Origin of the sequence: Salipiger aestuarii (genome assembly GCF_003259905.1) — a bacterium.
Taxonomy (GTDB): Bacteria; Pseudomonadota; Alphaproteobacteria; order Rhodobacterales; family Rhodobacteraceae; genus Salipiger; species Salipiger aestuarii.
Genome location: NZ_QLMG01000025.1, coordinates 19,529 through 38,532 on the forward strand (window position 1 = coordinate 19,529; position 19,004 = coordinate 38,532).

Annotated in this window: 19 protein-coding genes and 1 other RNA gene; 6 read left to right on the forward strand and 14 right to left on the reverse strand. The window is 64.6% G+C overall.

The features are described 5' to 3' along the window. Positions 1-65: 65 nt before the first annotated feature. Entirely contained in the window at positions 66-806 is a 741-nt protein-coding gene (locus tag ATI53_RS13550) for a Bax inhibitor-1/YccA family protein (RefSeq protein WP_034452930.1), read from the forward strand. Positions 807-881: 75 nt separating this feature from the next. On the opposite strand, the gene ATI53_RS13555 is transcribed toward ATI53_RS13550, so the two are convergent. The 10 genes from ATI53_RS13555 to ATI53_RS13600 form a co-directional block, all read right to left on the reverse strand. Further along, entirely contained in the window at positions 882-1,472 is a 591-nt protein-coding gene (locus ATI53_RS13555; RefSeq protein ID WP_083840645.1) for an aminotransferase class IV, read from the reverse strand. Between the two features lie 8 nt (positions 1,473-1,480). Next, complete coding sequence (locus tag ATI53_RS13560) at positions 1,481-2,596, reverse strand: aminodeoxychorismate synthase component I (protein WP_051989499.1); 1,116 nt, start codon at positions 2,594-2,596, stop codon at positions 1,481-1,483. 200 nt (positions 2,597-2,796) lie between these two features. Next, entirely contained in the window at positions 2,797-2,964 is a 168-nt protein-coding gene (gene rpmG / locus ATI53_RS13565; RefSeq protein ID WP_009505426.1) for a 50S ribosomal protein L33, read from the reverse strand. Between the two features lie 109 nt (positions 2,965-3,073). After that, an RNA gene (rnpB, locus tag ATI53_RS13570) (RNase P RNA component class A) lies at positions 3,074-3,474 on the reverse strand. Positions 3,475-3,530: 56 nt separating this feature from the next. Further along, a complete protein-coding gene (locus tag ATI53_RS13575; RefSeq protein WP_009505427.1) occupies positions 3,531-4,241 on the reverse strand; it encodes an alpha/beta fold hydrolase in 711 nt (236 codons plus the stop codon). A gap of 130 nt (positions 4,242-4,371) precedes the next feature. After that, the gene (locus ATI53_RS13580; protein ID WP_111550630.1) at positions 4,372-5,367 is read right to left on the reverse strand and encodes a nuclear transport factor 2 family protein; all 996 of its coding nucleotides are present in this window, start codon (positions 5,365-5,367) and stop codon (positions 4,372-4,374) included. Positions 5,368-5,496: 129 nt separating this feature from the next. Beyond that, positions 5,497-5,934, reverse strand: a complete 438-nt coding sequence (locus ATI53_RS13585; RefSeq protein ID WP_034452940.1) for a VOC family protein — start codon at positions 5,932-5,934, stop codon at positions 5,497-5,499. A 5-nt stretch (positions 5,935-5,939) separates the two neighbouring features. Continuing rightward, positions 5,940-6,677, reverse strand: coding sequence for an alpha/beta hydrolase (locus ATI53_RS13590; protein ID WP_009505430.1), 738 nt, complete (start codon positions 6,675-6,677; stop codon positions 5,940-5,942). A gap of 135 nt (positions 6,678-6,812) precedes the next feature. After that, positions 6,813-7,553 carry a YebC/PmpR family DNA-binding transcriptional regulator gene (locus ATI53_RS13595; RefSeq protein WP_009505431.1) on the reverse strand — a complete coding sequence of 247 codons (741 nt, stop codon included), beginning with the start codon at positions 7,551-7,553 and terminating at the stop codon, positions 6,813-6,815. Positions 7,554-7,761: 208 nt separating this feature from the next. Next, entirely contained in the window at positions 7,762-8,826 is a 1,065-nt protein-coding gene (locus ATI53_RS13600; protein WP_009505432.1) for an Mrp/NBP35 family ATP-binding protein, read from the reverse strand. A 234-nt stretch (positions 8,827-9,060) separates the two neighbouring features. On the opposite strand from ATI53_RS13600, the gene ATI53_RS13605 reads away from it, so the two are divergent. From ATI53_RS13605 to ATI53_RS13625, 5 genes are all read left to right on the forward strand, one after another. After that, positions 9,061-9,279 carry a DUF1127 domain-containing protein gene (locus tag ATI53_RS13605; RefSeq protein WP_009505433.1) on the forward strand — a complete coding sequence of 73 codons (219 nt, stop codon included), beginning with the start codon at positions 9,061-9,063 and terminating at the stop codon, positions 9,277-9,279. Between the two features lie 660 nt (positions 9,280-9,939). Then, a complete protein-coding gene (locus ATI53_RS13610; RefSeq protein ID WP_051989518.1) occupies positions 9,940-13,005 on the forward strand; it encodes a valine--tRNA ligase in 3,066 nt (1,021 codons plus the stop codon). Positions 13,006-13,661: 656 nt separating this feature from the next. Continuing rightward, positions 13,662-14,444, forward strand: a complete 783-nt coding sequence (gene surE, locus ATI53_RS13615; RefSeq protein WP_009506039.1) for a 5'/3'-nucleotidase SurE — start codon at positions 13,662-13,664, stop codon at positions 14,442-14,444. Continuing rightward, entirely contained in the window at positions 14,441-15,085 is a 645-nt protein-coding gene (locus ATI53_RS13620) for a protein-L-isoaspartate(D-aspartate) O-methyltransferase (protein WP_009506038.1), read from the forward strand. Before surE ends, ATI53_RS13620 begins: the two co-directional genes overlap by 4 nt. A 76-nt stretch (positions 15,086-15,161) precedes the next feature. Further along, the gene (locus tag ATI53_RS13625; RefSeq protein ID WP_009506037.1) at positions 15,162-16,334 is read left to right on the forward strand and encodes a M23 family metallopeptidase; all 1,173 of its coding nucleotides are present in this window, start codon (positions 15,162-15,164) and stop codon (positions 16,332-16,334) included. 88 nt (positions 16,335-16,422) lie between these two features. Here ATI53_RS13625 and ATI53_RS13630 read toward each other — a convergent pair whose 3' ends face one another. From ATI53_RS13630 to ATI53_RS13645, 4 genes are read right to left on the reverse strand one after another with little or no spacing between them, the layout of a single operon-like run. Then, positions 16,423-17,262 carry an ATP-binding protein gene (locus tag ATI53_RS13630; RefSeq protein ID WP_111550631.1) on the reverse strand — a complete coding sequence of 280 codons (840 nt, stop codon included), beginning with the start codon at positions 17,260-17,262 and terminating at the stop codon, positions 16,423-16,425. Next, positions 17,259-18,248, reverse strand: a complete 990-nt coding sequence (gene tatC, locus ATI53_RS13635; protein ID WP_111550632.1) for a twin-arginine translocase subunit TatC — start codon at positions 18,246-18,248, stop codon at positions 17,259-17,261. Before tatC ends, ATI53_RS13630 begins: the two co-directional genes overlap by 4 nt. After that, entirely contained in the window at positions 18,245-18,739 is a 495-nt protein-coding gene (gene tatB, locus ATI53_RS13640) for a Sec-independent protein translocase protein TatB (RefSeq protein WP_009506034.1), read from the reverse strand. Before tatB ends, tatC begins: the two co-directional genes overlap by 4 nt. A 6-nt stretch (positions 18,740-18,745) precedes the next feature. Further along, positions 18,746-18,961, reverse strand: coding sequence for a twin-arginine translocase TatA/TatE family subunit (locus ATI53_RS13645; RefSeq protein WP_009506033.1), 216 nt, complete (start codon positions 18,959-18,961; stop codon positions 18,746-18,748). Between the last annotated feature and the right edge of the window lie 43 nt (positions 18,962-19,004).

The window sequence follows — 19,004 nt, forward strand, 5'->3', positions numbered from 1 at the left end:
GGTCTCTGCCAATATCGAAAGCGTAAACACCGGTATTCCATCCCGAACACAGCTTGGAGGCATTGATGGCTGAATACAGAACAATCCGGACCGCAGCCGGAACGTCGAGCGCGGCCCAGATTGACGAGGGTCTGCGCACCCACATGAACAAGGTCTACGGGACCATGTCCGTGGGGATGCTCATTACCTTTGCAGTCGCCTGGGCTGTCGGCACCAGCCCCGAGTTGCTGAGCGTCTTCCGCGATCCCGCCACGCTGCGCCCGAACATCCTTGGCTATATCGTCATGTTCGCGCCGCTTATCATGGTGTTCGCCTTTGGCGCGGCGCTCAACCGCCTGTCCGCCGCCGGCGCGCAGCTGTTCTTCTTCGCCTTCGCGGCGGTGATGGGGCTGTCGCTCAGCTGGATCTTCGTGGCCTTCACCGGCTTTTCGATCGCGCAGGTGTTCCTGGTGACGTCGATCGCCTTTGCCGGGCTGTCGCTGTGGGGCTACACCACGAAAAAGGACATCTCCGGTTGGGGGTCGTTCCTGATCATGGGCGTGATCGGCATTCTGGTCGCGATGATCATCAACCTCTTCCTGCAGTCGCCGGCGATGCATTACGCCATCTCCTGTATCGGCGTGCTGATCTTCGCCGGTCTCACCGCCTATGATACGCAGAGGATCAAGGCCACCTACCTGGAGCACGCCGCGCATGGCGACAGCGAATGGCTGGGCAAGGCCGCCATCATTGGCGCGCTGAACCTTTACATGGACTTCATCAACATGTTCATGTTCCTGCTGCAACTGCTTGGCAACAGAGAGTAATCTCTGCCGCTTGCAAAAACGGAAGGCCCCGCATCGCGCGGGGCCTTTTGCGTTACGGCCCTGGGGAAGATCAGGTCAGGCTAGCGCGGCCGGCATCAACCCCCGCAGGGAATTGCCGATCCAGATCCGCTCTGCACGACCAAGGTCGTCGCGCGTCAGGATGGCCTCATGCACCTCGCCGGTGCCAAGCAGACTGCCGCGCAGCACGCCGGGCAGCAGTCCGCTGGACACCGGCGGCGTCAGTTTCTGCCCCTCCACCTGCACGAAGATGTTGGTGATGCATCCCTCGCACAACTCGTCCTGACCGTTGAAAAAGATCACCTCGTCGATCCCGGGGGGCCGCGACGCATAGCACTGATCGTACAGCGCGCGGCGCGTGGTCTTGAGCCGCAGGAACGGATCACGCTGGTCAAGCCGTGTGGTCGAGATTGCAAGGCGGCTAAGCTCGGGGTGGACGCCAAGATCGAAGGGCTGTGCCGTCAGATCGACATCTCCGCCCTGGCCGATGGTCATGCGCAGCCGCAGCGGGGCGCCCCCGTTCAGCCGATTGACCTGACGCAGCACCGCCACCGGATCGTAAACGAACCCCAGCGCGGCGCAGGTCGCCTGGCAGCGGCCAAGGTGGCGCCGTTCGCGCACGATGCCCGAATGTGGTAGCCAAAGCATGGTTTCAATCACGCGGAGCGCGGGATCAGTCCTGTCACGAAGCGGGATTTCCACAAGGCCTCCTCGTATTCCGCGTCGCAGCGGCTGTCATGCACGATGCCGCCGCCGACCCCCATCACCGCGCGTCCGGGCGCGGTCACCGTCAGCGTCCGGATCGCGACGTTGAACGATGAGCGCCCATCGGGGGCCGCCCAGCCGATGGCGCCGCAATAAGCGCCCCGCCCCCAGGTTTCGAGCCGGTGAATCGCCTTCATCGCGGCGATCTTGGGCGCACCGGTGATGGAACCGCAAGGGAATATTGCATGAAATATCCGCGACAGGTCAAAGACATCGTCCAGTTGCGACTCAATTCGGCTGACCATCTGATGAACCGTGCTGTAGGTTTCGACCCGCAACAGTTCGGGCACACCGACCGATCCTACCCTGCTGATGCGTGACAGATCGTTGCGCATCAGATCGACGATCATCACATTTTCAGCGCGGTTCTTTTCGTCCTGACCAAGCGCGTCGCGCAACGCACGATCCGTGGCCGGATCGGCCCCGCGCGGGGCGGTGCCCTTCATCGGGGCGACAGCAATGCGCCCGGTCGCGTCGGTGCGAAAGAACAGCTCGGGCGAGCGCGACAGCACCGTCAGTTCGCCCAGCCGCAGCAAGGCCCCGTGTCCGACCGCCTGAAAGTCCCGCATCGCCTGCCAAAGTGCCGTGGAGCTGCCCTCGAAACGCACCTCGACCGGCATGGTCAGGTTGACCTGATACAGATCCCCCCGAGCGATCATCCGCTTGATATCCTGAAACCCGCGCCCGTACCGATCCCGGTCCCACAGGGGGGAAACCTGCATCACCCGCGCGCCCTGCGCGGTCGAGGCCGGCGCCGCGCGTGGGGCGTCAAAAATGCCGAATGTCAGCAACGGAATCTTTTCCGGCAGCAGCGATCGCAAGGCCGGTTCAAGCGCATAGCCCAGTTCGTAATGGGCGACCCCGGCGACCCAGGCTCCGGCACGACGCGCCGCGTCCAGCTTCTCCAGCGCGGCGACGGCCGAGGGCACGTCCTGCGCGGTGACGATTTCTCGCGGGGCCGTGAACAGCGCGGGCGCACGGTCCGGCCCGTCGTCGACGAGGATCATGTCACGCGGATCTGGCTGCATCACCCTGCCCTGCCCGTTCGAAGCCTGTCGTGTTCTGGCCTGATATGTTATGGCCTGATATGTTATGGCCTGACGTGCGAGCCCGAGTTCTTGGCCTGGCGTCTTGGCCGCGAACACAAGAAAGGCCGCGCGTCCGATGGATCTGCGCGGCCCCTGTCACTGTCCCGACGAGGTGTGGCTTACTTGATCTTGCCTTCTTTGTACTCGACGTGCTTGCGCGCAACCGGATCGAATTTGCGAACGGTCATTTTCTCGGTCATCGTGCGCGCGTTCTTCTTGGTCACATAAAAGTGGCCCGTGCCCGCGGACGAGTTCAGGCGGATCTTGATGGTGGTCGGCTTCGCCATGTGTCTTCTCCTGCAGCGGTCCCGCGCATGCGCAGAGGGCCCGTGAAATCTCTTGAGTTCCGCCTTGTACTCATCCCCGGCACCGAGTCAACCGGGAATGGCCGATATATTGCGTGGAGGGCCTGTAAGCCGGATTTTGTTCCCGGCGGGTTGCCCCGCCGTTCGGCGACCATTCCTCTAGGCCCGCGGTTGCCCACGGGCTCAAGCTGCCAACCCGGACCTCTCGGGCCGAAACTGCCCTGCGGCGATATCCCTGACGGGATCATGCCCCGCGCGAGGTCCCTATTTGGCATTGCTCCCGGTGGGGCTTGCCATGCCACCCCCGTTGCCGGGGGCGCGGTGGGCTCTTACCCCACCGTTTCACCCTGACCGCCCCAAGGGGCGGCGGTTTGTTTTCTGTGGCGCTTTCCGTCAGGTTGCCCTGCCCGGGCGTTACCCGGCACCGGTGTTTCGGCGAGTCCGGACTTTCCTCCCCCGTCTTGCAACGGCGGCGGCCGCCCGGCCCTCCACGCGTGCCCGGCATAGGCGCGGGTCGGGCCGGCGTCAATCGCCATTGGACGCGCCGGTCAGCGTAGCAGCAGCGGCTCGGCCATCCAGGCGCGGATCGCGGCGGACACCGCGTCGGGGCGTTCCAGCATCGGCAAGCGGCCCGCTTCATCCAGCACCTCAAGCCGGGCGCCGGGGATAAGCTCGGCCAGAAACGCCTGACGCTTGACCGGATGCTGGGCATCCTCGGCGCCGCACAGAACCGTCGTCGGCACCCGTATCTTGCGCAGTGCGCTTTGCTGGTCACGACGACGCTGCATCAGACGGACCTGTCGCACCAGCGTTTCGACCCCCAGCCCCAGCGCCATGTCGTCAAGCATGGCCTGAATCTCGGCCCTGTAATCGCCGGGATAAAGCGATTCCGCCGGGATCAGCGCGCGCGTCGCTTCGAACAAACGCCCCGCACGGGCCTTGATGATAAGCGGATCGAGCGCCGCAGCCTGTGCCGGCGTTTCGCCCAGCGGAGACGCGTTGATCAGCATCAACCGCGCCACGCGATCCGGCGCGCGGCGTTGCAGTTCCATGGCGATGGAGCCCCCCAGGCCGACGGCCGCAAGCGCAAAGCGGCGTGGCAGCACGTCCATCAGCCCCGAGGCGACCTCTTCGACCCGCTCGCCGCCGCTGATCGGCGCCACCGTCACGGCCATGTCCCGCGACAGATCCGCGATCTGCGGCCCCCAAAGGCGCGCATCGCACATCACATCCGGCAAAAGCACCAGCGATTCAGCCATTGCGGACCCGTTGCCTGCCGCGTTCCGCGTCTGCCATGCCTGCGCCCCCTTGTTGCCCGGCCCGCAGGGTACCAGAGCGGCAAGCGAGGGAAAGCGCGAAAACAGCGGCCTTGCAAACGGAGGATCGGCGTCATTCCGCCGCTATCGCCTGACGCGCGACCGGCACCAGACCCGAGGCGTGAATCTGCATCCAGATCGCCGCTTCGTCATACATCGACCATTCGCGACGGATGCCGCTGGGGCCAAATTCCGCATGGCTGATCCCCATCACATGGACCATCGCCCCGGTCGGCTTGCCAAAGGCGCCCCACCCGTCGTGACGCCCGCTGAGCGACCAGCGCAGCGCGGCGCGGGGCGGCATCAGGCGATCCTCGCGGCCCGCCCGGTGGTGGATCGTGAACGTCGCCGAAGGAAACGACGCGCGCAGCCCGAACCAGAACCGTTCGGCGGCGCTGGCGCCCTCGGCGATCACGCCGCCGGGGTAGCAAAGCCGCGCGGCCGGATCGTATTGTTCGGCAATCTCGGAAAATTCGTGATGCATGATGCGTTCGACAACACCGGCGAACGCCATCCCCCACTGGTTGCCGTTGCCGCCGCCGGTATAGGGACCGGGCTGGTCGATTCCCGGATGGAACGGCCCTGACTCGGGATCGCCCGGGCGCAACCGGGCCCGCGCCCAGGCCTGCGGTGCGATGCCAAGCTGGCGCAGGATCGCGCCGGTATCGCGCACCGCCCAGATTTCGGAAATGCGGTTGTCCTTGGCATAAATGTCGGTGAGCACGCGAAACCGGATGCGTTTTCCGGTGGGGGTGCCAAACGCGCCGGTGCCATCGTGACACCCCTGCATCAGGACGCGCTGAGACCCCAGCATGCCGACGCGCCCATTGCCGGACCAGACCACGTCTTCGCTGCGCGCGGCAAGGTCGGGCAGCGCGGCGAGCAGTTCAAGCGCCTCTCCGCGCAGCGCCTCCGCGCCGTACCCCATGGCGAGCGCGTTGCGGCAAATGAGCTGGGGATGGCAGACCCCGGCCAGCGCCGCCTCGAGCCCGCGACGGTTCCATGTGGTTTCCGCGACCCGGCGCAGGAAATCCCCGAAGCCAAGATCGTTGTTTTCCGGTTCGCGCATGTCGCCCTCCTGGCTGGCAGCAAGCAGGCGGCCGGACCGGCCGCACTGGGGCAGACGGCCGCAGCAGCCGTCTTTCAGGCAGAGTCGCGCAAAAATCTTGATAAATAGTTCCCGACTATCGAATACGCGTCAGTCCGCGCCATACCCCTGCCAGCGAAACGCCCCGTCGCCCTGCCGCAGGGGCGAAAACGGATTGTGAGCGATTTCCCAGACATGCCCGTCGGGATCGGAGAAATAGCCGTGATAGCCGCCCCAGAACACCTCTTGCGGAGCTTTCAGGATGCGCGCGCCCGCCGTTTCGGCCAGAAGCATCAGCGCCTCGACCTCAGCGCGGCTGCCAAGGTTATGCGCCAGCGTAGCGCCCCCGACCCCCAGTGTCTCGATCGGCACGCCGATATCCTCGGCGAGCTTTTCCAGGTCGAACAGCCCCAGGGTCTGACCCAGCAGGTCAAAGGCCACCACGCCGTCCGGCCCGTCGGCCCGGACCAGCCCGAGCGATTCGTAAAACGCGGCGGCGCGCGCGATGTCGCGCACCCCCAGCGTGATCAGACTGATCCGCGGCTGCATCCCGGTCATTGCAACACCTCACTTATGGCAGCCTCGATCACCGCCAGATTATCCGGTTCGGAAAAGCGGTGATCGGCCCCCCTGACCAGCGTCAGCCGCACGTCCGCCCCGTCGATGTGGTCGAACAGGCGCAGGGCGACGTCGCGGCTGACCGCCTCGTCTTCGGTGCCTTGCAACAGCCGGACGGGGAACGGCATCGGCAGCGGCGTGCGCAGAACCAGCCGGCGGCGGCCGTCTTCGATCAGGCGCCGGGTGATGGCGTAGGGGTCGCCGTAGGCCGACGGACGATACCAGACGCCATGCTCGGCCATCTCGCGCTTTTGCGCGTCGCTCATTTCGGCCCAGAATCCGTCTTCGGTGAAATCGGGCGCGGCGGCGATGCCCACAAACCCGACGATCCGATCCAGCCGCTGCGTCAGAAGGCTGGCGATCCAGCCGCCCATCGACGAGCCGACCAGCAGCACCGGCCCCGGTGCCACCGCGTCTATCACCGCCTGCGCATCCATGGCCCAGTCGCCGATACAGCCGTCTTCGAATCGCCCGCCCGATTCGCCGTGCCCTGCATAATCCAGCCGCAGAAAGGCCCGCCCCCGCGCCTTGGCCCAGGCTTCGAGATGCACTGCCTTGGTGCCCTGCATGTCGGATTTATAGCCCGACAGGAACACGATCACCGGCCCCTCGCCGGCGCTGAAGGCATAGGCAAGCCGCGCGTGCGGCCCGTCGATATAGCTGGTCGGGGTCATTGCCGTCTCCGTTCTCTGGCCCAAGACTGAACGGCGCGGACCATAAGGACAAGCCCCGGCGCCGTCGGGCGGGACAAAACAAAAGGTCCCGCCGCAGTCTGCGCCGGGACCTTGAAAGCATCGCTGACACCGGGGTCAGAGTTGCGCCATCACCTCGTCGGAGGCTTCGAAATTGGTGGTGACGCGCTGCACGTCGTCGTCGTCTTCCAGGGCGTCCACCAGCTTCATCAGCGTCTGCATCGATTCCAGATCCAGCTCGGTCGTGGTGCCGGGCTTCCAGATCAGCTTGGTGCTTTCGGATTCGCCAAGCTCGGCCTCAAGCGCGGTCGAGACTTCGTTGAGATCGGTGGCGGCACAATAGATGACGTGTTCATCCCCGGCGCTTTCGACATCCTCGGCGCCCGCTTCGATCGCCGCCATCATCACCGTGTCCGCATCGCCCACGGCCGAAGTATAAACGATCTCCCCCTTGCGTTCGAACATGAAGGCGACCGACCCGGTTTCCCCAAGATTGCCGCCGTTCTTGGTAAAGGTCGAGCGCACGTTCGACGCGGTGCGGTTTCGGTTGTCGGTCATCGCCTCGACGATCACCGCAACGCCGTTGGGGCCGTACCCCTCATAGCGGATTTCCTCGTAATCGTCGCCCTCGCCGCCAATCGCCTTCTTGATGGCGCGTTCGATGTTGTCCTTGGGCATGGACTGGCTTTTGGCTTCCTTGACCGCAAGCCGCAGGCGGGGGTTCTTGTCGGGATCGGGATCGCCCATCTTGGCGGCGATGGTGATCTCTTTGGAGAACTTCGAAAAGAGTTTCGCGCGCACCGCGTCCTGACGGCCCTTGCGGTGCTGGATGTTTGCCCATTTGGAATGGCCGGCCATGGGTGCCTCTTGCCTCGTCTGATGCTATTGGAAATCTCGCCCCGCGCTATAGCCGACCGGGGCACGGTCGCGCAAGCCCACTGCCAGAAGCCCGCGCGGCGCGCACTTTATATATAGGGGCGCATTATATATAGGGGCGCATTGCATATAGGGCTGCATTGCGCCGCGCCGGAACCGATGCGGCGGCATACCTGGTTTTGTTCCGGCGCTAAACCACCCCGCCCTGTATCATCCGGTCGGCAAGCTGCGCGTAAGCCTTTGCCATGTTCCCGTCGCCCAGCGCCACCGGGCGGCCCGCATCGCCGCCAAGGCGGGTGTCCAGATCAATGGGCAACGCCGCAAGCAGCGGCAGGCCCAACCGCGTGGCTTCGGCCTGCACGCCGCCCTCGCCAAAGATATGCGCCTCGAACCCGCAATCGGGGCATTTGAACATCGACATGTTCTCGATCAGCCCCAGCACCGGCACCTTGAGCGAGGCGAACGCGTCCAGCGCCTTTTTGGCGTCGATCATCGCCACGTCCTGCGGTGTGGACACCACGATGGCGCCCGTCAGGTCGGTTTTCTGGCCCAGCGTCAACTGCACATCCCCCGTGCCCGGCGGCAGGTCGATCAGCAGCACATCCAGTTCGCCCCACTGCACCTGCGTCATCATCTGCTGAAGCGCGCCCATCAGCATCGGGCCGCGCCAGATCACGGCCTTGTCTTCGGGCAGCATCAGGCCGATGGACATCAGCGTCACGCCATGGGCGACAAGCGGGATGATGGTCTTGCCGTCGGGGCTCGCGGGGCGCTTGGTCACGCCGAACATGCGCGGCTGCGACGGGCCATGGATGTCCGCATCCAGCAGCCCGACCCGTTTGCCCGCCCGCGCCAGCGCGACGGCAAGGTTGGACGACACCGTCGACTTTCCCACGCCGCCCTTGCCCGATCCGATGGCGATGATGGATTTGACGCCCGGCGGGTTCATCCGCGTCTCTTGCGGTTTCATGTGGCCGCCCATCTTGAGCGAGGGCGCCTTGGGCGCGGGTGCGTGCGCGGTCAGCACGGCGCTGACCTGACGCACACCCGGCACAGCCCGCACCGCGGCTTCGGCGGCGGCGCGGAACGGCTCCATCACCTTGGCCATTTCGGCGCTTGGGGCCTCGACGACGAATCGCACCACCCCGTCTTCGACGTTCAAAGCACGAATCAGATCAGCCGAAATCGGGTCATTTCCGTCCGGAAGTGCGAGTCGGCTCAGCGCGGCTTTCACCGCTTCCACAGTTACGGTCATTAACGATCCTTTCCGTTTGTGCAAACCGACGTAACGTCGCCTTGCACCTGTTGCAACGGTCGCACAACTTGCGCTCAAATATTATACTTAAGGCCCTGCAATCGCGTTCTTTGCCGCCCGAACTCCCATGCGCAAAACGCATAGCGGCAATGAGGTTCAGCGGTATTGTGCAGTTGCAGCAATTACCCCAAATTAGCGTCAACACAGCAACGCATGAACAGAAACGAGACAGCAATGGCATTCGCAACCGAAAATCGCACAACCGCTCAGGCTGGTTTCGCTGGTGGCTTCGGCTCGTTCTTCGCAGGCATCCGCGAGCAGATGGAGCGTCGCAAGCTCTTCCGGGAGACCCTGCGCGAATTGAACTCGCTGAGCAACCGCGAATTGGCCGACCTTGGCCTGAGCCGGTCGATGACCCGCCGGATCGCATACCAGGCCGCCTACAAGGCCTGAGACAGAAATTCAGTTTCGAAGGTCTCTTTCCTCCTCCCTGAGACCTTCGGATTTCGGCGGCACCCCTTTCCTCCTCCCGGGGGTTGCCGCCACCCGGATACGGACCCACATATGGTCTGACGGATCGAAGGCCCTCTCCTCCCTCGGGTCTTTCGTGACAGCGGTGATGCCTCTCCTCCTCCCTGGCATCACCGCACCCTACATCGGGCCGCAACGGCCCACAGTTTCGAAGCCCCCTCTCCTCCTCCCTGGGGCGTTTCGATCACGCGGTGATGCCCCTCCTCCTCCCTGGCATCACCGCACCCTACATCGGGCCGCAACGGCCCACAGTTTCGAAGCCCCCTCTCCTCCTCCCTGGGGCGTTTCGATCACGCGGTGATGCCCCTCCTCCTCCCTGGCATCACCGCACCCTACATCGGGCCGACCCCGGTCCACCCTGTTTCTGAAGCCCCTCCTCCTCCCTGGGGCCTTTGGAAAACCGACGGCGGCGCCCCTCCTCCTCCCTGGGCGCCGCCGTTTTTGTTTGCCCGGAATCTATTTCCCAACATGTTTTCCTCCGGCCCGCCGCGGGGTCAGGCGCTTCGGGGCGTCCGGTCTTTTCCTTCACCCGGCCTTGGCATAGACAGGGCGTGAAACGTGATGCAGGCGGGAAAACGACCCATGGCGATGGAAAAGACCTTTGACGCGGCCAAGGCCGAGGCGCGGATCTATGATGCGTGGGACAGCGCGGGGGCGTTCAAGGCGGGGGCCAATGCGTCGCGCGACGACAGTTTCTGCATCATGATCCCGCCGCCGAACGTGACCGGCAGCCTGCACATGGGCCATGCGTTCAACAACACGCTGCAGGATATCCTGGTGCGCTGGCACCGGATGCGCGGTTTTGACACGCTCTGGCAGCCGGGACAGGACCATGCGGGCATCGCCACGCAGATGGTGGTCGAACGCAAGCTGACCGAAACCCAGCAGCCAACCCGCCGCGAGATGGGGCGCGAGGCGTTTCTGGCCAAGGTCTGGGAATGGAAACAGGACTCTGGCGGCACCATCGTCAACCAGCTGAAACGGCTGGGCGCGTCCTGTGACTGGTCGCGCAATGCGTTCACCATGTCGGGGGCCGAAGGTGCGCCTGCGGGCGAAGATGGCAATTTTCACGACGCGGTCATCAAGGTCTTTGTCGAGATGTACAACAAGGGTCTCATCTACCGGGGCAAGCGGCTGGTGAACTGGGACCCGCATTTCGAAACCGCGATTTCCGACCTTGAAGTCGAGAATATCGAGGTCGCCGGCCACATGTGGCACTTCAAATACCCGCTGGCGGGCGGCGCGACCTACACCTATGTCGAGAAAGACGAAGACGGCGCCGTGCTGTTCGAGGAAGAGCGTGACTATATTTCCATCGCCACCACGCGCCCCGAAACCATGCTGGGCGACGGCGCGGTGGCGGTGCATCCGTCCGATGCCCGCTATGCATCTCTGATCGGCAAGCTGTGCGAGATCCCGGTGGGCCCGAAAGAGCATCGTCGCCTGATCCCGATCATCGCCGATGACTACCCCGACCCCGATTTCGGCTCTGGCGCGGTCAAGATCACCGGCGCGCATGATTTCAACGACTATCAGGTCGCCAAGCGGAATGGCATCCCGCTGTATCGCCTGCTGGACACGCGCGGCGCCCTGCGCGCCGATGGCAGGCCCTACGCCGAATGCGCCAAGATCGCCCAGCAGGCCGCGCAGGGCGAGGTGGCCCTGACCGAGGCGGAAGCCGACGCGCTGAACCTTGTGCCCGACCATCTGCGCGGCCTGGACCGGGCCGAGGCACGCGCCGCCGTGGTGGCCGAGATCACCGACGAGGGTCTTGCGGTGATGACCGACCCCGCCGACCCGCGCCTTGGCAAGCCGGTCAAGGCCCCCGTTGCACCGGAAGAAGGCGGCGAGCCGCGCGATGAAACGCCGGTGCCGCTGGTCGAGGCCAAGCCGATCATGCAGCCCTTTGGCGATCGCTCCAAGGTGGTGATCGAACCGATGCTGACCGATCAGTGGTTCGTCGACACCGCCAAGATCGTCGGCCCGGCACTGGATGCCGTGCGCGACGGCCGCGTGCGGATCATTCCCGAAAGCGGCGAAAAGACCTATTACCACTGGCTGGAAAACATCGAGCCGTGGTGCATTTCGCGCCAGCTGTGGTGGGGACACCAGATCCCGGTGTGGCACACGCCGGGGCTTGGCGGCGAATGGCGCAGCTTCTGTGCCCCGACCGAAGCGGATGCGCTGAAACAGATGCATGACTTCTTTGGCGAAGATGCCGAATTCCTGCTGGTAGAGGATGCCGCCGCCGCCGAGGACATGCTGGCCGACCTGCTGTCGCAAGGCACCGATTTCACCGGCGTCGATCAGCGTCGCCGCGCGCAGGCCATCCCGTTCTTTCGCGATCCCGACGTGCTGGACACCTGGTTCAGCTCGGGTCTGTGGCCCATCGGCACGCTGGGCTGGCCGGAACAGACGCCGGAGCTGGCGAAATATTTCCCGACCAACGTGCTGGTCACGGGGCAGGATATCCTGTTCTTCTGGGTCGCTCGGATGATGATGATGCAGTTGGCGGTTGTCGACGAGGTTCCGTTTCACGATGTCTATCTGCATGGGCTGGTGCGCGACGCCAAGGGCAAGAAAATGTCCAAATCGCTTGGCAACGTGGTCGATCCGCTGGACATTATCGACGAATACGGCGCCGATGCGCTGCGGTTCACCAATGCCGCCATGGCCTCGCTGGGCGGTGTGCTGAAGCTGGATATGCAGCGCATCGCGGGCTATCGGAACTTTGGCACCAAGCTGTGGAACGCCGCGCGCTTTGCCGAGATGAACGGCGCCGTGGGTCTGGGGGGCGGCCTTCCGACGCCGCAGGCCACCGTCAACAAATGGATCCTTGGTGAAACCGCCAGGGTGCGCGAAACGGTCGATGCGGCGCTGGCCGACTATCGGTTCAACGACGCTGCGCAGGCGCTGTATGCCTTTGTCTGGGGCGTGGTCTGCGACTGGTACGTCGAGTTTTCCAAACCGTTGCTGCAGGGCGACGATGAGCCGGCGAAACTGGAAACCCAGGCGACCATGTCCTGGGTCATCGACCAGTGCCTGATCCTGCTGCACCCCATCATGCCCTTCATCACCGAAGAGCTGTGGGGCACGCTCGGCGCGCGGCAAAAGATGCTCGTTCATGGCGACTGGCCGACCTACACCACCACCGATCTGCTGGACGCGGGCGCGGATGCCGAAATGTCGTGGGCGATTTCGCTGATCGAAGGTGTGCGTTCGGCGCGTGCGCAGATGCATGTGCCGGTGGGCCTGTATGTGCCGGTGCTGGTCACGGGGCTGGACGCCGCCGGACAGGGCGCGTGGGACCGTAACGAGACGCTGATCAAGCGTCTTGCCCGGCTGGAAAGCCTGACGCCGGTGGACGGTTTCCCCAAGGGCTGCATCACCGTGCCCGTCGGCGCGGCGTCGTTCGGGCTGCCTCTGGCGGATATCATCGACGTGGGCGAAGAAAAGGCGCGGCTGGAAAAGGCGCTGAGCAAGCTTGGCAAAGAGCTTGGCGGGCTGCGCGGGCGGCTCAGGAACCCGAATTTCGTGGACAGCGCCCCCGATGAGGTGGTCGAGGAAACCCGCGAAAACCTGCGTGCGCGCGAAGAGGAAGAGGCTAGGCTGAAAGAGGCTTTGGCACGGCTCGCAGAAATCGGCTGATCGGGCTGGCAAACGCCGGTGGTCTCTGCCGTGGCGGCGTTTGCCGACGACTGACGCGGCAGCGCCGCTGAACGGGGCCGGTGGACGGGGCCGAAACCGGGAAACTGCCGCACCGGGCCGGACAAGGGTCGCGGGCGCTGGCCGCGCGCCCAGTTTCTTTGGCGAGAACGAAGCACAGACCGCGTATCCGCATCGGTTTCGGCCCGCGCTGCGCCTGTCCTGCCTGCCTGCCTTGAAGCCACGGAATGGGTCTGCAAGCGCGCCGCCACGGACCCCGATGAGCGGTACCGGGGCGAACCGGCGTCGCCCGGCACGGGCCGGCACGGGCCGGCGCGCTTTCGTGCCAAGAGGGTGCCCGGTCTTCGGTTCACCCCGCTCTCCCCGGCGGGCGCGCCCTCGCAGGCGCATCCCGGCAGGCGACTTGCGCCGGGACGATCGTTTCGGGAACAGAATCGACCGGGCTTGCGTCCTTGCCCCTTGAACACGGCACCTCCAATTTGGGCCGGAAGACCACGATGCTGCCCAAGACTGCCCCGGAAAACGCGCCCCCGCTGCCCGTGGGGAACGCCGTGCCGGTCTTATCGGAATTTCGCAGCCCCCCAAGCTTGCCCCGCCGCGCCACATTTCCTATTGAGACTCAATGATCGGGGGCTTTCATGCGTATTCTCATCACCAACGACGACGGCATCAACGCGCCGGGCCTTGCCGTTCTGGCAGATATTGCCCATCAAATCGCCGGACCCGATGGGGAGGTCTGGACCGTGGCGCCCGCCTTCGAGCAATCGGGCGTCGCGCATTGCATCAGCTATTCGCGGCCCATGATGGTTGCCGAACTGTCCGCGCGCCGGTTTGCCGCCGAGGGCAGCCCGGCGGATTGCGTGCTTGCGGGCATTCACGACGTCTTGTCCGACACCCCTCCGGACCTGGTGCTTTCCGGGGTCAACCGGGGCAACAACTCTGCCGAAAACGCGCTGTATTCGGGCACGCTGGGCGGTGCCATGGAAGCCTCGTTGCAGGGGCTTCCCGCGATTGCACTGTCGCAGTATCTGGGGCCGCGCACCCGCGATCTGGAAAACCCGTTCGAGGCGGCCGCGACCCATGGGGCCGCGATCGTTCGCAAGATCCTGTCGCTGCCGGGGGACGACACCGATTACAGGCTGTTCTGGAACGTCAATTTCCCACCGGTTCCCGCAGCCGAGGTGCGCGGGCAGAAACTGGTTGCGATGGGCAAGCGCATCGGCACCTCCTTTGCCACCCAAGCGCAGCTTTCTCCGTCCGGCAGGCGGTTCCTGTGGATCCGGGGAGGCGATCAGCGCAGCCCGGCCACGCCCGGCTGCGATGCGGACGTCAATCTTGACGGATATGTTTCGGTGACACCGATGCGCGCGGATCTGACAGCCCATGACCGCCTTTCGTCGCTGAAAGACGCCTTCGCATGAGCTTTGACGCAGAGGCCAAGATGCAGTTCGTCTTTGCCCTGCGCTCGCACGGGGTGACCGATCTTGCCGTGTTGCACGCGATGGAGCGGGTCGACCGCGGCGCCTTTGTCAAAAGCTACTTTCCCGAGCGCGCCTATGACGATGTGCCGCTGCCCATTCCCTGCGGTCAGACCATTTCGCAGCCCTCGGTGGTGGGCCTGATGACGCAGGCGCTCAAGCTGACGGGCCGCGAAAAGGTGCTCGAAATCGGCACCGGCTCGGGGTATCAGGCCGCAATCCTGAGCCAGCTCGCGCGGAGGGTGTATACCGTCGACCGCCACCGCCGACTGGTTGCCGAGGCGCGCGAGGCGTTCGATGCGCTGGATCTGGCCAATATCACCGCCTTTACCGCCGACGGCAGTTTCGGACTGCCCGATCAGGCGCCTTTCGACCGCATTCTGGTGACGGCAGCCGCCGAAGATCCGCCCGGCCCGCTCTTGGCCCAGCTGAGGGTTGGCGGTATCATGGTTGTGCCGGTCGGACAGTCCGACGCCGTGCAAAGCCTGATCCGTGTCACCCGGTCCGAAGCGGGATTCGATTATGACGAGCTGCGCCCGGTGCGTTTCGTTCCACTGGTCGAGGGGCTCGCCAAGGACAACTAGCCAAACGACCGCATTTTTTCAAACGACGCCCCGGCGACAAGGGGCGCCCCGACCGACTTTCGAGGGATAGATCGAGATGACCAGCACCCCGCGCGTTTTCCGCCTTGCCGCACCGCTTGCCATCGCTTCGGCGCTTGGCGCCTGCACAGAGCCACTCGATTACGACATGAGAGGCCGCATGGGCGGTTCAGTCGACACCAGCCAGGCGGCGCTTTCCGCCATCGCCGAGCGCCCCGAACCCGACGAACGCGGGCTGATTTCTTATCCCAACTACCAGGTTGCGGTGGCGCGCAACGGCGATACGGTGACCGAGGTCGCAAATCGCGTGGGTGTGCCCGCCGGAGAGCTCGCGCGCTTCAACGGCCGGCAACCCCAGGACGGGCTGCGCGATGGCGAAGTGCTTGCCCTGCCCGGCCGCGCGCCAACCCCCACCACGGCAACAACCGCCCCGATCCAGCCAGCGGGGTCGGTCGACATCACCACGCTCGCCAGCGCCGCCATCGACCAATCGCCTGCAACACCCGCTCGCGCGCCGTCCCCCGCGCCGATCCAGGGCGGAGTCGAGCCGATCCGACATCAGGTCAGCCGGGGCGAGACCGCCTATACAATCGCCCGCCTCTATAACGTCACGCCGCGTTCGCTTGCCGATTGGAACGGCCTGGATTCAGACTATGCGGTCCGCGAGGGGCAATTCCTGCTGATCCCCGTGGTCCAGAAAGCCGCCCCAAAGGTCGCGGCCACGCCTGTCCCGGGCGCAGGCTCGCCAACCCCGCAACCGCCGTCCGCCAGCCACGCCTTGCCGAAAGACGAACCCTCCGTGGCCGCAAGCGCGGCCAAGGCCACCGCGACTCCTGCCAAGCCCGTTGCCGACATCGGGCAGTCAAAGCCCACGGTTTCAAGCGCCGCGATGACGATGCCTGTGGATGGAAACATCATCCGCGACTACGCCAAAGGCAAGAACGAGGGCATCGACATCGCGGCAGCAGCAGGTACGTCGGTAAAGGCGGCGGCAAGCGGAACCGTGGCGGCGATCACCACAAACACCGAAAACGTGCAGATACTCGTCGTTCGGCATCCTGATGACGTTCTGTCGATCTATACGCATGTCGATGGACTGAGCGTCGTCAAGGGCGATGCCGTGAGCCGGGGGCAAACCATCGGCAAGGTGCGGTCCGGAGATCCCAGCTTCCTGCATTTCGAAGTGCGCAAGGGGTTCGACAGCGTCGATCCCATGACCTTCCTGCGCTGACCAGGCGTCCAAGAATTTTCGTACGAAAATTCTTGGACCCGGCGCCGCGCCCCGCTTCGGGCCGAAGATCTTTCGGACGAAAGATCTTCTAAAGCGCGACCCCCTGGCGCCCGGCAAGATCGGTGAAATACTGCCAGGCCACGCGGCCCGACCGCGCGCCGCGCGTTGCCTGCCATTCGATGGCCTCGGCCCGCAGCGTGTCGTCGTCGATCGTCACGCCATGTACAACGCAATACCCCCGGATCATCGCGAGGTATTCATCCTGCGAACAGGGGTGGAATCCAAGCCACAGGCCAAACCTGTCCGACAGCGACACTTTTTCCTCGACCGCCTCTCCCGGGCTGATCGCCGAGGACCGCTCGTTCTCGATCATGTCCCTTGGCATCAGATGACGGCGGTTCGAGGTGGCGTAAAACAGCACATTCTCGGGTCGCCCTTCGATCCCGCCGTCCAGCACCGCCTTGAGGCTTTTATAGTGCTGGTCGTCATGGCTGAAGGACAAATCGTCGCAAAACAACACGAACCGCTTATCCGATCCCCGCAGCAGGTTCAGCAGGCGCGCCACCGAACCAAGATCCTCACGCTGCAATTCAACCAGCTTCAGATCGTGCCCCTGTACGCGCACCTGCGCGCAGATCGCCTTGACAAGGCTGGACTTTCCCATCCCCCGCGCGCCCCAAAGCAACGCGTTGTTTGCCGACAGCCCGCGCGCGAACTGTACGGTGTTGGCAAGCAACGTGTCGCGCGCCCGGTCAATGCCCAGCAGCAGCCCCAGATCCACCCGGTTGACTTGCGCGACGGGGTGCAGGCGGTCGGGATCGACATGCCAGACATAGGCTTCGGCCGCGTCGAAATCGGGCGCGGCAAGCGGCGCCGGAGCAATGCGCTCCAACGCCGCCGCGATGCGTTCAAGTGCGTCATCGGTCATGTCTTATCCTTGTTTCCGCTGTCGTCCGGCGCGCCATCGTCCTCATCGAATTCCTTCATCATGGGATCGACCTCGGGCTCTTCATCATCTTCGAACCACAAGCCCTGCGCACGCAGTTCTTTTTCGCGTTTGCGTTCGACCATGCGCACCAGCAGGATCGACACCTCGTACAAGCCATAGACGACGACAAACAGAATCCCCTGCGTGGTCACGTCCGGCGGTGTCACCAGCGCGGCCAGCACCAGGATCGCCACGACCGCATATTTGCGCACCGATCCAAGGCCCACCGCGGACACCAGCCCCGCCTTGCCCATCAGCGTCAGCAGCACCGGCAGCTGAAAGCACAGCCCGAAGGCCAGAATGAACTTCAGCGTGATGTCCAGGCTTTCGTTCACCTTGCCGAAAAAGGTGATGCGGATGCCGCTGGCGGTTTCGGGCACCACCGCGGGTTCGCCCGCGGGAATGCCCGCAACCCCGTCGCTGACCTTGTCCGCCGCGGTGCTCAGCAGGTTGGCAAAGATCGAAGACACATCCGCGAAGCCCAGAAAGAACGCCATCGCAAGCGGAGTCACCACGAAATGCGCAAAGCTCGCGCCCAGCAGGAACATCACCGGCGACGCGACGAGAAAGGGCAGAAACGCCCCCTTTTCATTCTTGTACAGCCCCGGCGCCACGAATCGCCACATCTGGTAGCCGATCACCGGGAACGCCAGCGCGAAGCCGAACACCATGGAGATGCGAAACAGGGTGAACAGGTATTCCTGCGGCGAGGTATACTGCATTGTCGGCGACGGATCGCCGAGGCTGCGCAGCGTTTCCTCGATCGGTCCAAGCAGAAACTGCAGGATCGGTTCGGCCACGGTGAATGCCAGGCAGATCCCGATGATGAAGGCGATCACCGATCGGATCAACCGCGTGCGCAGTTCGGCCAGATGTTCGATCAGCGGCGCCGAGCTGTCCTCGATGTCGTCCTGTCCCGCGCTCATGACTCACCGTCTTTCTTCAGGTCCGCCTCAAGGGCGGCGGCCTTGGTTGCGGCCTCCCCGGCCCGCTTCGCCGCTGCCTCCGCCTCGCGCTTGTGGCGTTCGGCCGCGGCCCGCGCGGTACTGGCGGCGATCTTCTTGCGCTGCGTGTCGCGTTCGGGATCGGCGGCGGAATCGGGCGCTGAGGGGTCTTCCTCCAGCCCCGCGTCCCTGGGTGGGGCCGTGGGGTCGGTCATGGATTTCGCCGCGTCGCGCACCCCGTCCAGCGCCGATCCGATGGGGTTCGTCGCGGATTTGAAGGTCTTGGCGACATCGCGCACGCCCGATTCGTCGGCCGCGTCGTTCATCGCACGGGAAAATTCCCGCGCCATGCCGCGCGCCTTGCCCATGAACCGGCCCATGTTGCGAAACAGCACCGGCAGATCCTTGGGGCCGACGACAATCAGCGCCACGATCCCGATGACCATCAGCTCGGACCATCCAAGATCCAGCATGACGGCTTACACCTTGTCCTTGTCTTCGGCCGGGGTCACATCGCGCGCCTCCTCCGCCTTGTCATCCTCAAGTTCCCTGCCGCCTTCGTGGACGCCCTTCTTGAATGCGGTGATGCCTTTGCCGACTTCCCCCATCAGGCTGGAAATCTTGCCCCGTCCGAACAGGACCAAAACGACGACGGCGATAAGCAAAAGGCCCGGAAGGCCGATATTGTTGAGCATGTCTTCTCTCCTGTTCCGGGTCCGCGACGCGGCCGGATGTGAA